The sequence below is a fragment of the Streptomyces sp. NBC_00154 genome (assembly GCF_026342835.1).
Taxonomy (GTDB): domain Bacteria; phylum Actinomycetota; class Actinomycetes; order Streptomycetales; family Streptomycetaceae; genus Streptomyces.
The window spans coordinates 7,856,532-7,869,644 of record NZ_JAPEMI010000001.1; the positions used below are offsets into that span (position 1 = coordinate 7,856,532).

Annotated in this window: 9 protein-coding genes and 6 pseudogenes; 9 read left to right on the forward strand and 6 right to left on the reverse strand. The window is 69.9% G+C overall.

Features of this window, described 5'->3' with window-relative positions:
* Positions 1–53: 53 nt before the first annotated feature.
* Positions 54–671, reverse strand: coding sequence for a transposase (locus tag OHA03_RS35595; protein ID WP_267007748.1), 618 nt, complete (start codon positions 669–671; stop codon positions 54–56).
* A gap of 33 nt (positions 672–704) precedes the next feature.
* A complete protein-coding gene (locus OHA03_RS35600) occupies positions 705–917 on the reverse strand; it encodes a universal stress protein (protein ID WP_267007749.1) in 213 nt (70 codons plus the stop codon).
* A 108-nt stretch (positions 918–1,025) separates the two neighbouring features.
* Here OHA03_RS35600 and OHA03_RS35605 point away from each other — a divergent pair.
* Positions 1,026–1,322, forward strand: a pseudogene (locus tag OHA03_RS35605) (transcriptional regulator); the annotation flags it as partial.
* Between the two features lie 7 nt (positions 1,323–1,329).
* Positions 1,330–1,886, forward strand: a pseudogene (locus OHA03_RS35610) (XRE family transcriptional regulator).
* A gap of 108 nt (positions 1,887–1,994) precedes the next feature.
* On the opposite strand, the pseudogene OHA03_RS35615 reads toward OHA03_RS35610, so the two are convergent.
* The 3 genes and pseudogenes from OHA03_RS35615 to OHA03_RS35625 form a co-directional block, all read right to left on the reverse strand.
* Positions 1,995–2,114: pseudogene (locus OHA03_RS35615) on the reverse strand (IS110 family transposase); the annotation flags it as partial.
* Positions 2,115–2,259: 145 nt separating this feature from the next.
* Positions 2,260–2,898 carry a uridine kinase gene (locus OHA03_RS35620; protein WP_267007750.1) on the reverse strand — a complete coding sequence of 213 codons (639 nt, stop codon included), beginning with the start codon at positions 2,896–2,898 and terminating at the stop codon, positions 2,260–2,262.
* 439 nt (positions 2,899–3,337) lie between these two features.
* Positions 3,338–4,381, reverse strand: a complete 1,044-nt coding sequence (locus tag OHA03_RS35625; RefSeq protein WP_267007751.1) for a hypothetical protein — start codon at positions 4,379–4,381, stop codon at positions 3,338–3,340.
* Between the two features lie 237 nt (positions 4,382–4,618).
* Between OHA03_RS35625 and OHA03_RS35630 the strand changes: the two genes are divergently transcribed.
* The 7 genes and pseudogenes from OHA03_RS35630 to OHA03_RS35660 form a co-directional block, all read left to right on the forward strand.
* A complete protein-coding gene (locus tag OHA03_RS35630; RefSeq protein ID WP_323181309.1) occupies positions 4,619–5,521 on the forward strand; it encodes an integrase core domain-containing protein in 903 nt (300 codons plus the stop codon).
* 9 nt (positions 5,522–5,530) lie between these two features.
* Positions 5,531–7,122: pseudogene (locus OHA03_RS35635) on the forward strand (IS1182 family transposase).
* Between the two features lie 368 nt (positions 7,123–7,490).
* Complete coding sequence (locus OHA03_RS35640) at positions 7,491–9,374, forward strand: endonuclease/exonuclease/phosphatase family protein (protein ID WP_267007752.1); 1,884 nt, start codon at positions 7,491–7,493, stop codon at positions 9,372–9,374.
* 130 nt (positions 9,375–9,504) lie between these two features.
* Positions 9,505–10,233, forward strand: a complete 729-nt coding sequence (locus OHA03_RS35645; RefSeq protein ID WP_267008272.1) for a hypothetical protein — start codon at positions 9,505–9,507, stop codon at positions 10,231–10,233.
* Between the two features lie 166 nt (positions 10,234–10,399).
* Positions 10,400–11,979 (forward strand): annotated as a pseudogene (locus tag OHA03_RS35650) (IS1182 family transposase).
* Positions 11,980–12,084: 105 nt separating this feature from the next.
* The gene (locus tag OHA03_RS35655) at positions 12,085–12,315 is read left to right on the forward strand and encodes a hypothetical protein (RefSeq protein ID WP_267007753.1); all 231 of its coding nucleotides are present in this window, start codon (positions 12,085–12,087) and stop codon (positions 12,313–12,315) included.
* A gap of 59 nt (positions 12,316–12,374) precedes the next feature.
* Positions 12,375–12,482 (forward strand): annotated as a pseudogene (locus tag OHA03_RS35660) (IS5/IS1182 family transposase); the annotation flags it as partial.
* Between the two features lie 24 nt (positions 12,483–12,506).
* On the opposite strand, the gene OHA03_RS35665 reads toward OHA03_RS35660, so the two are convergent.
* Positions 12,507–13,001 carry a GNAT family N-acetyltransferase gene (locus OHA03_RS35665; protein WP_267007754.1) on the reverse strand — a complete coding sequence of 165 codons (495 nt, stop codon included), beginning with the start codon at positions 12,999–13,001 and terminating at the stop codon, positions 12,507–12,509.
* Between the last annotated feature and the right edge of the window lie 112 nt (positions 13,002–13,113).

Sequence of the window (13,113 nt, forward strand, 5' to 3'; positions counted from 1 at the left end):
GGAACGGGCCCCGGCAGCCGGACAGACCAAGGCGAAGACAGCCCAGCAGGACGTCAGTCAGTGATCGAGCCACGACCACCGGGAACCCGAATACCACTATCACTGTCGGTGATGGTGGAGACGGTCTCTTTTGTGGTCGTCATCCCGTACACCTCGGAGAGATGGGCGACGATCTCGCCGGAGGTCAGGCCCTTCGCGGTCAGCGACAGGACCATCTCGTCCAGCGCACCCGTCCGGCGGGCGTACTTGGGCAACAACCGTGGGGTGAAGGTGCCCAGGCGGTCCCGGGGGACCTGCACGGTCACCGTGCCGACCTCCGTCATGACTTTCTTGGCCCGGTAGCCGTTACGCATGTTGCCGCCCGAGCGTGAACCGCGGCCGCCGGCCCGCCCGGCCTCCGCCGCGAGATGCACATCCATCTCGGCCTCCAGGGCGGCCTGCATCAGATGCTGGGCCAGCTCGGGCAGCAGCCCGCCCTCGCCCATCAACCGCAGCCCTCCTAGGCGCACCTTCTCGGCCGCCAGCGCGGCCAGCTCCTCCAGCAGCTCGCTGGACAGACCGTTCTCGGATACCGGCATCGACTTCACGTCGGCACCCTCGATGCTCTCACCAGCCACGGCAAGCGACACACCGTCAGCGGCCTCGATCAGGTGATCCGTCGTCGTACTCATCAGGTGACTCCTTCGGGGAAGCACACACCTGATTCATGACACTCCCTGCTCTGGATGCGCTCCTGCCCGGGTGCCGGCCCGGGTTTCGCGCGAGGACTTGACGGCCGCGAGCTGGTGTTCCTGCCACCGCGACGCGTATACGAGCCGCAGCGCGTTCCCCCGCGCGGCGGCCTCGACCGCCACCCAGTCCAGAGCCGCCAGGCTCTGGTCGGAGCCGTCCACTCCCACGGTGATGGGTCGGGACATTTTGCTCTCCTAGCCTGGGGCTCTCTCAGGCATCCGTGCACGAGGCGCCTGATCAAGAAATTTCCCACTCGGCCGAAAGGGCGCGATTCAGGGCATCACGCATTGTGGCACCGCAAGATCGTCAAGCACGCGGCATTCACTGGGCAGTACCCGGTCGCGATCCTCTCCGACTGCGTCGTCTACGCGGCCGACGGCGAATCACCGCTGGACTTCCTGCCGTACCGGGAGGGCAAGCCGCTGCCGGGCGGCTTCAAGCTCGGGGTCAACCCGGGCCTGGTGAAGCACGAGGGAACGCAGAGCGTGCTGTGGGGCGAGGGCGCCAGGGAGCAGTTCCAGGCCCCGGAGCTCAACCTCGCCCGGTACATCAAGGACGGTACCGTCACCGACCAGGACAACGGGGAGTAGGTAGGCGATGAGCACGTTCGGGGACGGTCTCGACAAGGCGGTGCAGAAGGCGTTCACCCGCCCGACGCCCAAGAGCGCGGGCGCGCAGATGCGGTACCTGGTCAAGCAGTACAAGGGCACCAGGGCGGTCGCCCAGATGCTGCGGATCTCCCAGCGCACCGTCGAGCGGTACGTGAAGGACCAGATCAAAAAGCCCCGCCCCGACCTCGCCGCGCGCCTGGAGCGCGAGGTGAAGGCCCGCTGGCAGCCGCAGATCCGGGCGAAGGCCAGGGAGAAGGCGGCGAGCACCGGCGGCATCGTCATCGACACCCGGGCGCGGCTCGGCTATGTCGCGCCGATCGGGTCGACGATGAGGACCGGATCCGGCACCTGACCGTCGCCCTGCCGCCGCGCCACGCCGCCCGCCTCTTCGAGGCCCAGGAGGCCGGTGCCAGCGACGACCGCCTCAGGGAGATCGCCGCCGAAGCCCTCAAGGAGACCTACTTCCAGGACGGCGGCCGCCGCGCCGGCTCCCTGGAGGAGGTCCACTTCACAGATATCGAGCACCTGGAGTTCGACCTGTAGCAGCCGCGGCCCGAACAGCCCGCGAGCCCGGACCAGTTGGTCCGGGCTCGCTCGCGTATCCGCGGGGGGTGCCTCTATGTCCTTCATCAAGGCTGAGTGGTCTGCGGTGGCTGTTCTGGTGGTGCGTGGTTCGTGGAAGGTGCCGTCGCGGAGCATCGCGAAGAGCACGCCCATGCGGTGCCGGGCGAAGCGGAAGAGAGCCTGGATGCGGGTCTTCCCCTGATCCCGCCATATGTCGCCCCTGCAGTTCGCCTGGCTGCAGGTGAACTGGATCGGTCGTGATCCACCTGAGAGCCCGCCGGGGCTTGGGCTGTGTTGCCGGAAGCGTGATCACGCGGCGTCCCTCGCCGGGGCCGGTGCCCCCCCGGGCACGTCACAGCGCGAACGCCGGGACCCCGGGGGTACGGGTCACACCGCACACCCCCCGTGCTCGCGAGGGCGCCGCGGGCGGCGCGAGGGCCGGCCCGATCAGCGGCATGACGGCCGCCAGCATCTCCGCCTCGCTCGCGGTCCCGTCCACGACCAGATCGGCCGCCGCCCGGGAGGGCGCGACGTGGGCTGCGTGGCGGTCCCTGCCGGTCTGCAGATAGTTGCGCAGGGACAGTCGGGGGTCCTGCCGCTGCACCTCGATCTTCCGGAGGATCTTGCGGGCCAGGCGTATGTCGTCGGGGGTGTCGACATACACCCGCCACGCCGCCCGCTGGACCACGGACGGCAGTGACAGCGCGAACAGGCCCTCGACCACCACCAGCAGCACGCCGGGGCGCAGCAGCGCCGCGTCAATGACGTGTGTCACCGCTGTCTCGTCGATCGACCCCGGATGGTTCCAGTCGAGGACGGCGTGCCCGTCGGCACTGACCGTCCACACACCCCTCAGGGGGTCGTGCGCGGGCACGTAGTAGTCGTCCAGATGGACCAGCGCGACGTTCTCGGGACACTGCAGCGACAGGGCTTCGGCAAGGGTGGACTTGCCGGATGCGGTGCCGCCTGCGACCGCCAGTACACCCGTCATACCGGGCGCTCCTCATGTGCTCAAAGGGGATAGACGAAGCGGCTGGACAAGCCGGGTGCAGGGAATGTACGGCGGCGTGATCGCCCATGGCAAGCGGGGAAACGCGGCCCGGTTCAGCGGAGGCCGGGGCCGCGACCTTTGGTCGACCTGCGCACCGGTCTCGGCGATGCCGCGGGCCTTCAGCGTGGCATAACGGCCCTTGGGCGCGGGCGTGACGTCGACGCGCGGGAACGAGTAGTCGAGGCAGCGCACCTGCGACCAGGTGACCCCGCCCGGGCCCCACCCGCACACCGGGAACAGCACCGACGGCCGCCGCCCTCCACGCCCTGACCAAGACGTCTCCGGCAGGTCGCCCGGCCGAGCCGGAGGAGATCGCCGGGGCGGCCCTCTACCTCGCCAGTGAGGTGGCCACCGGGGCGGGGCACTGGCTGGCGGCTCGCTAGACCCAAATCTCGTGTTCGTTGCGGTAGTGCGGCCACGGCCGCCCGGCCTGTCGTGCGGCGAGGACGTGTTTGATGCCCGCAACCCACGAGCCCGGGCGCAGCAGCTCAATCAGGTAGCGCTCCAGCTCGGAACGGCGCATCTGCAGCGTCCAGCCCGGCGTCATCGTAAGGCCGCCCGGCAGTGCCACGGCCCGCAGCTGTTCCTGCTGGTGGATCTCCATGACGACCTCGCCCTGCTGCAGGTGGGCCTTCCCCGGCGGGCGGACCCAGCGCGCGTCTAGGCCGGCCACCTGCAGCAGGCGGGTCAGCGCAGGACCGGAGGTCTCCACGGTGGCCACGGTGTAGTCGCCGATCAGACGGGCGCAGGCTACCGGATGCAGCGGATAGTTGGCCCAGGGCACCCGCAGCGGGTCGCGGGCCGTGCTGTCGAGGCTGGTGGCGTTGATGTTGTGGTCCTCGCGGCCGACGGCGATCCCTGCCTGTTGCAGGGCGATGTCGACTGTCTGCTGAAGGCGCTCGTTGAACTGCTTGGAGGACAGTCCTTGCTGGGAACAGCCGTACTGGTCGATGACGAACAGGGCCCGGCTGCCGGGCACCTCGGTGGCGTAGATGCCCTCGTTTGCGGCCCGCTCCAGGGCCTCGCGCAGCACGTCCAGGTGTGTGCGCAGCGGCAGGTTCAGGTCGTAGAGGAGTTCTGAGGCGTTGTCTCCTGGCAGTGGGCCGCCATCCAGCACCGCCGCGCGGGCCTGGTTGATCCGCCGTAGTTGAGCGCTCTTGGTGTTGTTCGGGTTGGTCTTGATCTCTTCCGTGCGGGGCGGGTGCACGCCGTCCCAGACCGTGATGTCGCCGATGCGCAGGCAGTTGGTCAGGTCGTGCAGGAGCGCGAAAGCACCGTCCTCCTTGAAGGCCCTCTCGACGTGTTCGCGTTCCGCCTGCAGCCCTGCCTTGCCGTACATCAGGCCGGGCGAGTCGTTGCGGCACAGAGCGAGGATGAACGGGCGGTGGAAGCCGAAGACGCGCCAGGCCAGCGCATCACCCACCGAGCGCAGCTGGCGGGCCAGCCGGTCGCATACGTCCTGCTCGAACCTGTGGGGCTCGTAAAGTCATCGCTGCTGGTGAGAGCCCGCGTGCAAGGCCCTCGGTGGTGGCTGGGATGCTGCACCCCGTGATCATTTCGATCCTGTACCGGGCCACCCGGGCGTTGCTGTCCGTGCCTGCGGTGCTGCTGCGCCGGTCCGGTCCGCTACGAGCCCGCAGACCGGTTCTGGCTGGCCGCGTTGTCGTCGCTGATACCGCGCCGCCGCTGGAGCGGTGTCTTCCCGGTCACGCCGGGGGCGCTGCTGGCCTGGCACCGCGGGCTGATCACCAAGAAGTGGGACTACTCCGACAGACGCCGACGCACCGGGCGCCCTCCCACGGCCGCCGCGCTCAAGAAGCTGGTTCTGCGTCTGGCGCAGGAGAACCCGCGGTGGGGCCACCGGCGGATCCAGGGTGAACTGGCCCGGCTGGGGCATCCGATCGCGCCGTCCACGGTGTGGGAGATCCTGCACGCGGCCGGCATCGGTCCGGCCCCGCGCCGTACCGGCCCGAGCTGGCGCGAGTTCCTCTCCACCCAAGCCGAGGGGATCATCGCGGCGGACTTCTTCCACGTGGACACCGTGACCGGCAGGCGGCTGTACGCGCTGGCGTTCCTTGAGCACGGCACCCGCAGGCTCCACCTCACCGGCGTCACCGCCCACCCCACCGCGCAGTGGGCGACCCAGCAGGCCCGCAATCTCGCCGCCGACCTCGGCAACCGCGTCGAGTCGCTGCGCTTCGTTCTCCGCGACCGCGACAGCAAGTACACCGACTCCTTCGACGCCGTCTTCGAAGCCGAGGACACCGAGGTGCTGCTCAGCGCACCTCGGGCGCCGCGCATGAATGCCCACTGCGAGCGAGTAATCGGCACGAGCCGGCGCGAGGCCCTCGACCATATCCTGATCATGAACGAGGCCCACGCCCGACAGGTCCTCGCCGAGTATCAGGAGCACTACAACTGCCACCGGCCACACCGATCACGAGACCAACGACCACCCGAAGCCCCGGAACAGCCAGCGGTGTTGCACGATCGCGTGCCCCGCAGGCTCCTGCGCACCCGCGTCCTCGGCGGGGTCATCAACGAGTACCGATACGCGGCTTGAGCTGCAGCGATGACTTTTCGAGCCCCACAGGAATGGGCCGAGGAGAGCGTCGGCGAGGATGTATGGGAGACCTGCCGGGAGTTGATCCCGGCCGGGAGTGTGTTCGCTTTCCTGGCCGAGCACCGGGAGGCGCTGTTCCCGGGGTCGATGTTCGCGGACATGTACCCCTCCACGAACGGGCGTCCCAGCATGCCGCCGCAGGTGCTGGCCTCGACGGTGGTACTGCAGAGCCTGCACGGGCTGTCCGACTTCGAGACGGTGCAGGAACTGCGCTGTGACCTGCGCTGGAAGGCGGCGTGCGGGCTGGGGCTCCACGACACCGCGTTCGATCCCTCGCTGCTGACCTACTTCCGCCGCCGCCTGCAACGCTCTGGTGACCCGAACCGGCTGTTCCACAAGGTCAGGGAGGTCGTGGCGGCCACCGGCGTCCTCAAGGGCCGGCGGCGGCGGGCTTTGGACTCCACCGTGCTGGACGACGCGGTCGCCACCCAGGACACCGTCACGCAACTGGTTGCCGCGATCCGCCGGGTCATCCGCGAGGTCCCCGGCGCGGAGCAGACCGCCGCCACCTGGTGCAGCGCGCACGACTACACCGAACCGGGCAAGCCGAAGATCGCGTGGAACGACGAGCAGGCCCGCGCCGACCTGGTCGACGCCCTGGTCCGTGATGCGCTGAACCTGCTGGGCGGCCTCCCCGAGCAGGAGCTCGGGGAGGCCGCGGCGAACGCGCTCGGGCTGCTGGCCCTGGTCGCGGGCCAGGACGTGGAACCCGCTGAGGACTCCGACGGCCGCGACGGGCGCTGGCGCATCGCCCAGGGCACGGTCCGCGACCGCACGGTGTCCACGGTCGACCCCGAGGCGCGGCACATCCACAAGAACCGGACCCGTCACCAGGAGGGCTTTCGCGCCCATGTGGCCTTCGAGCCGAGGCGGGGCTGTTCACCGACGTCGCCCTGACCGCCGGAAGCGGCGCGGACAACCACGAGGCCGCCGTCGCTCGCGACCTCCTGTCCGAAGAGGAGACGAAGGTCACTGCCCTGGGCGATGCCGCTTACGGCACCGGTGACCTGCGTGAACACCTCCAGGATCAGGGCCATGCCCTGGTCCTGAAGCCGCCTCCGCTCAAACCGGCGGTCCCTGGCGGGTTCACCGCCGACGAGTTCACCGTCGACACCGAGCGGGGCCAGGTCACCTGCCCCGCCGGACATACCGTCGGGCTCGGCCGACCACTGGCGAACGGCGCCCGCCAGGCCCAGTTCAAGAAACTGTGCGCCACCTGCCCCCTCAAGGACCGCTGCACCCGCTCCAAGACCGGCCGCGTCTTCAGCGTCCACGCCCAGTACGACCTGCTCAAAGCCGCCCGCGACCAGGCCGCCACCGACCCCGGCTGGCAGGCCGAGTACCGCCGCTGGCGACCCCCGGTGGAACGCGCCATCGCTTGGCTCGTCGCCAAAGGCAACCGCCGCGTGCCCTACCGCGGCGTCATCAAGAACGACACCTGGCTCCACAATCGAGCCGCCGCCCTCAACCTCCGCCGCCTGATCAACCTCGGACTCACCCGCACCAACGGCACCTGGACGCTCACCACCGCGCACGCATAAGACAAAGGGCCGCCCGGCCCACCGTCGAACGGCCCCTCACACAAGATTTTCAGTGATCTTCTAGACGGACCCGCACCGCACGCCGACCGCCCACCGGCCGCACCACCCTCAGCGGGGAGAGCGGTGGTCCATCCGCTTGACGCCCCGGACCCGCCGCACCGCCTTCACAGGAACTGTCCTGCCCCCGCCCGTGCCCCGTTCGCCCTGGTCACCGCCCTGGCCGCCGCCCTCGTCAACCCCCGTTCGCCGGTGGGATCTTGACAAGCGTTCGACAACCGAAGACATTGACGCGCGTAGAGCTGAGCCCACCCCTCACCCCCGTCCAGTGCCCTGGCACCTCCCCCCACCACCCTCCCTGGAGGCATACCTTGCCGATGAAAACCTCGTCCCGGCTCGCCGCCCTCACCGTCGCCGCCGTCTGCTCCACCGTCACCACCGTGGTTCTCAGCTCGCCGGTCCAGGCGGGAACCCTGCCGCTGGCGGGAGCCCATGGCCAAGCCGAGAGCCTGCTTGCCGACCAGGTCCGCATCCACGACATCCAGGGCGGCACCCGGACATCCCCGCTCGCGGGCACCACGGTCACCACCGTGCCCGGCATCGTGACGGGCCTGCGGACCTACGGCTCCTCGAAGGGCTTCTGGTTCCAGGACCCCGAGCCGGACAACGACCCGGCCACCAGCGAAGGCGTCTTCGTCTTCACGAGTTCCACACCGAAGGTCGCCGTCGGCGACTCCGTACAGGTCTCGGGATCGGTCTCCGAGTACATCCCGGGCGGCACCGCCACGGGCAACCAGTCGGTCACCGAGATCGGCAAGCCGACGGTGACGGTGGTGTCGTCCGGCAATGCGCTCCCGGCCCCGGTGACCATCGACGCGAGCTCGGTGCCGGACGCATACACCCCGGACGGCGACTCGTCCGGCTCCATCAACGCCCTGCCGCTGCAGCCGGACACCTACGCCCTCGACTACTACGAATCGCTGGAGGGCATGGACGTCGAGATCGGTTCGTCGCGTGTGGTCACCGCCACCGACCCGTACGCCGAGCTGTGGGTGACGGTGAAGCCGGATGAGCACCCCGACCCGCGGGGCGGCACCGTCTACGGCTCGTACACCTCGCAGAACTCCGGCCGTCTGCAGGTCCAGTCGCTGATCCCCACCGCGACCCAGCCCTTCCCCACCGCCGACGTCGGCCAGACCCTTGAGGGGACCACCGAAGGTCCGCTGGACTTCAACCAGTTCGGCGGCTACACGCTCGTCGCCCGCACCATCGGTACGGTCACCGGAGCGAGCCCTGAGCGCGAGGTCACCCGCAAGCAGGCCAGCGACGAGCTGGCGGTGGCGACGTACAACGTGGAGAACCTCGCCCCGAGCGACCCGCAGACCAAGTTCGACAAGCTCGCGGACGGCGTGGTGAACCACCTGTCCTCGCCGGACATCGTGGCCCTGGAGGAGATCCAGGACAACAGCGGCGCAACGGACGACGGCACGGTGGCCGCCGACCAGACCGTGCAGAAGTTCATCGACGCGGTGGTCGCCGCGGGCGGGCCGCACTACGAGTGGCGGTCCATCGACCCGGTCAACGACGCGGACGGCGGCGCGCCGGGCGGCAACATCCGCCAGGTCTTCCTCTTCAACCCGGACCGTGTCTCGTTCGTCGACCGGCCGGGCGGCGGCTCAACCACGGCGGACAACGTGGTGGGGACGGCAACCGGCCGGGCCGTGCTGACCCAGTCCCCCGGGCGCATCGATCCCACCAGCACCGCCTGGACGGACAGCAGAAAGCCGCTGGCCGGGCAGTTCACGTTCCAGGGCCGTACGGTCTTCGTGATCGCCAACCACTTCATGTCCAAGGGCGGCGACCAGGCGCTGACCTCCGCGTTCCAGCCGCCGACGCGCAGCTCCGAGACCGAGCGGCACGAGCAGGCGGACGAGGTCAACGCGTTCGTCAAGAAGATCCTGGCCTTCCAGAGCAACGCGGAGGTGCTCGCGATCGGCGACCTCAATGACTTCGAGTTCTCCGACACGGCGACCCGCCTGGAGGCCGGCGGCGTGCTCTGGTCGGCGATCAAGTCGCTGCCGGAGGCGGAACGCTACACCTACGACTACCAGGGCAACAGCCAGGTCCTGGACCAGATCCTGGTGAGCCCGGCGGTGCAGCAGGGCACGTTCGAGTACGACAGCGTGCACATCAACGCGGAGTTCGCGGACCAGAACAGCGACCACGATCCGCAGGTGCTGCGGCTGAAGCCGTAACGGTCCTGCTGCGGCGCGGGGGCACCGGGCGGGTGCGGTGACGAAGGCCCGCCCGGCGCCGCCCGGCGTGGCCGCCGGCCTGCCCCCTGTGGTGCGGGTCGGCGGCCACGCCGGGCGGCGCGCGCTGTTCCTGCTCTCCGTCGGCTCCGAAACGCACGGCTCACCGCGGGAGCCGGTCACCGCGTCCGACATCGAACAGGCCGTCCGGCTGGCGATCGCCACGCTGAGCACGTCCGCGGAGCAGGACTGGAGCGCCCGGGCCGACTCGCTGCGGTGGGACTGCTGGGAGACCGTCGAGCACCTGGCGGACGATCTGTTCTTCTACGCCGCCCAATTGGCCCCGTGGCAGCCACCGCAGTCCGACGCCGTGCCGTACGACTGGCAGGTGCGGCGGGAGGGCGGCCCCGCGAACGTGATCTTCATGGACCGTGCGGCGGGCACGGCCGGGCTCTTCCAGGGCCTTGAGGCGTGCACCGCGATCCTGGCGGCGGTCGTGCGCACCGCACCGCCCGCCAAGCGGGCGCACCACGTCTACGGCCTCTCCGACGCGGAAGGGTTCGCCGCGATGGCCGTGGTGGAGACCCTGGTGCACACCTACGACATCGCCGAGGGCCTGGGCCTCGCCTGGGCACCGCCCGCCGGCCTGTGCGCCCGTGTCCTGGCCCGGCTCTTCCCACATGTCCCGGCCGACGCCGCCGCGCCCTGGCCGGCTCTGCTCTGGGCAACCGGGCGTATCGCACTGGAGGGCCGGCCGCAGCTCACCGAGTGGCGCTGGTACTCAGTGCCGCACGGCGACGCCGACGCGGCGACGGTCGCCGAAGCACCCGCCGCCGAGGGGACCGCGGCCGTCCGGAGCTGACGGCGCATGACCGTCGCGGGCCGCACCAGGCCACCGTCACCAAGCCGCCGGACCGTCGTGGCACGCACGACGGTCCGGCGGTGATGCACAGCTGGACGGCTAGAAGATCACTGAAAATCTCGGGTTCTGGCCTCGCGTGTGCTGACGCGGGGCCAGACTGCTGTGTATGCAGGGGGAATGGGCCGAGGAGAGCGTCGGCGAGGATGTATGGGAGACCTGCCGGGAGTTGATCCCGGCCGGGAGTGTGTTCGCTTTCCTGGCCGAGCACCGGGAGGCGCTGTTCCCGGGGTCGATGTTCGCGGACATGTACCCCTCCACGAACGGGCGTCCCAGCATGCCGCCGCAGGTGCTGGCCTCGACGGTGGTACTGCAGAGCCTGCACGGGCTGTCCGACTTCGAGACGGTGCAGGAACTGCGCTGTGACCTGCGCTGGAAGGCGGCGTGCGGGCTGGGGCTCCACGACACCGCGTTCGATCCCTCGCTGCTGACCTACTTCCGCCGCCGCCTGCAACGCTCTGGTGACCCGAACCGGCTGTTCCACAAGGTCAGGGAGGTCGTGGCGGCCACCGGCGTCCTCAAGGGCCGGCGGCGGCGGGCTTTGGACTCCACCGTGCTGGACGACGCGGTCGCCACCCAGGACACCGTCACGCAACTGGTTGCCGCGATCCGCCGGGTCATCCGCGAGGTCCCCGGCGCGGAGCAGACCGCCGCCACCTGGTGCAGCGCGCACGACTACACCGAACCGGGCAAGCCGAAGATCGCGTGGAACGACGAGCAGGCCCGCGCCGACCTGGTCGACGCCCTGGTCCGTGATGCGCTGAACCTGCTGGGCGGCCTCCCCGAGCAGGAGCTCGGGGAGGCCGCGGCGAACGCGCTCGGGCTGCTGGCCCTGGTCGCGGGCCAGGACGTGGAACCCGCTGAGGACTCCGACGGCCGCGACGGGCGCTGGCGCATCGCCCAGGGCACGGTCCGCGACCGCACGGTGTCCACGGTCGACCCCGAGGCGCGGCACATCCACAAGAACCGGACCCGTCACCAGGAGGGCTTTCGCGCCCATGTGGCCTTCGAGCCGAGGCGGGGCTGTTCACCGACGTCGCCCTGACCGCCGGAAGCGGCGCGGACAACCACGAGGCCGCCGTCGCTCGCGACCTCCTGTCCGAAGAGGAGACGAAGGTCACTGCCCTGGGCGATGCCGCTTACGGCACCGGTGACCTGCGTGAACACCTCCAGGATCAGGGCCATGCCCTGGTCCTGAAGCCGCCTCCGCTCAAACCGGCGGTCCCTGGCGGGTTCACCGCCGACGAGTTCACCGTCGACACCGAGCGGGGCCAGGTCACCTGCCCCGCCGGACATACCGTCGGGCTCGGCCGACCACTGGCGAACGGCGCCCGCCAGGCCCAGTTCAAGAAACTGTGCGCCACCTGCCCCCTCAAGGACCGCTGCACCCGCTCCAAGACCGGCCGCGTCTTCAGCGTCCACGCCCAGTACGACCTGCTCAAAGCCGCCCGCGACCAGGCCGCCACCGACCCCGGCTGGCAGGCCGAGTACCGCCGCTGGCGACCCCCGGTGGAACGCGCCATCGCTTGGCTCGTCGCCAAAGGCAACCGCCGCGTGCCCTACCGCGGCGTCATCAAGAACGACACCTGGCTCCACAATCGAGCCGCCGCCCTCAACCTCCGCCGCCTGATCAACCTCGGACTCACCCGCACCAACGGCACCTGGACGCTCACCACCGCGCACGCATAAGACAAAGGGCCGCCCGGCCCACCGTCGAACGGCCCCTCACACAAGATTTTCAGTGATCTTCTAGATGCTGGCGTACGGCTGCTCCTGCTCGCTCACCTCCGCAAGATGCTTGAGGCCGTCCAGCTCGTACGCGTTGGGGGGCGTGCTCTGATCGAGGAACAGCTGGACGCCATTGTCGGCACGGTGAACCGCCGGCCCGAAGCTGCCGAGACACTTCAGAGGACTGGACTGCTCGAAAAGCTCAGGACATGGGTGGACACCATGAACGGACTTCTGTCGGTCGGCACCGGTGCGACCCAACTTGGACAGGCGGTGGTGAGAGCGATCGAGATGTGACAGTAGACGGACGGGGCGGTGGTCGCTGCGGACCGCCATGAGACTGGTTTGCCCGGGCGCGTCTCGCGGTACCTGCCCTGGGCGACCGATCAGGCTGGCGAGGTCGACCCGACCACGTGATTGGCGACAAGGCCTATAGCTCTCTCTGCAACCGCCGCTACCTCAGACCGTGATCCGCCGGTAGCCCCTTCCTAGGGGGTGCGGGTCCGGACGTCCAAGAGCATCGTGTCGGAACCGCCGTTGCGCCCGACCCAGGTGAAGCCGAGGGATGTGTAGAGGTGTACGGCGGGGTTGCCGTCCTCGACGCTGAGGCTGAGGCGATCAATCGGCCGCTCGCCGGCTGCTTGGATCAGCGCTTCCATGAGCGCCCGGCCGTGTCCGCGGCCGCGCTGTCCGGGCAGCACGCCAAGGGTCAGCTCGGGGACGTCCGGCGTGACGAAGCCGTACCCGGGCTCGTCCTCGGGTAGGCACCGCGCCCAGGCCGCGCCGACCGGCTCGCCGGCGTCGGTCTCGTTGACGACCCCGAAGTCGCCCTTGCGGGGCCAGCCGACGAGGTAGCGCGCGGCGTACGGGTCGATGACGAGTTGCTCGACAGTGAACCGCTGCTCGCCGTTCCAGTTGTACGCCTCCAGCAGGACGCGCCAGAGGAAGTCGGTGTCGCGGGCGATGGCGGGACGGACGGGCATTGGCGGCCTTCGGTCGGGAGCGAGACGGGGCGGCCGACGATAAGCGTCCATCGACGGGGCAGGCAACGGGATTCGACGTGAGGAGATCCGCCGGACAGCTGGGGCGCGCATC

What these genes read in the sequence shown, in the direction of transcription:
- OHA03_RS35595 (WP_267007748.1), bottom strand. Translation starts at nt 671, where the DNA reads ATGAGTACGACGACGGATCACCTGATCGAGGCCGCTGACGGTGTGTCG.
- OHA03_RS35600 (WP_267007749.1), bottom strand. Translation starts at nt 917, where the DNA reads ATGTCCCGACCCATCACCGTGGGAGTGGACGGCTCCGACCAGAGCCTG.
- OHA03_RS35620 (WP_267007750.1), bottom strand. Translation starts at nt 2,898, where the DNA reads ATGACGGGTGTACTGGCGGTCGCAGGCGGCACCGCATCCGGCAAGTCC.
- OHA03_RS35655 (WP_267007753.1), top strand. Translation starts at nt 12,085, where the DNA reads ATGCTTGAGGCCGTCCAGCTCGTACGCGTTGGGGGGCGTGCTCTGATC.
- OHA03_RS35665 (WP_267007754.1), bottom strand. Translation starts at nt 13,001, where the DNA reads ATGCCCGTCCGTCCCGCCATCGCCCGCGACACCGACTTCCTCTGGCGC.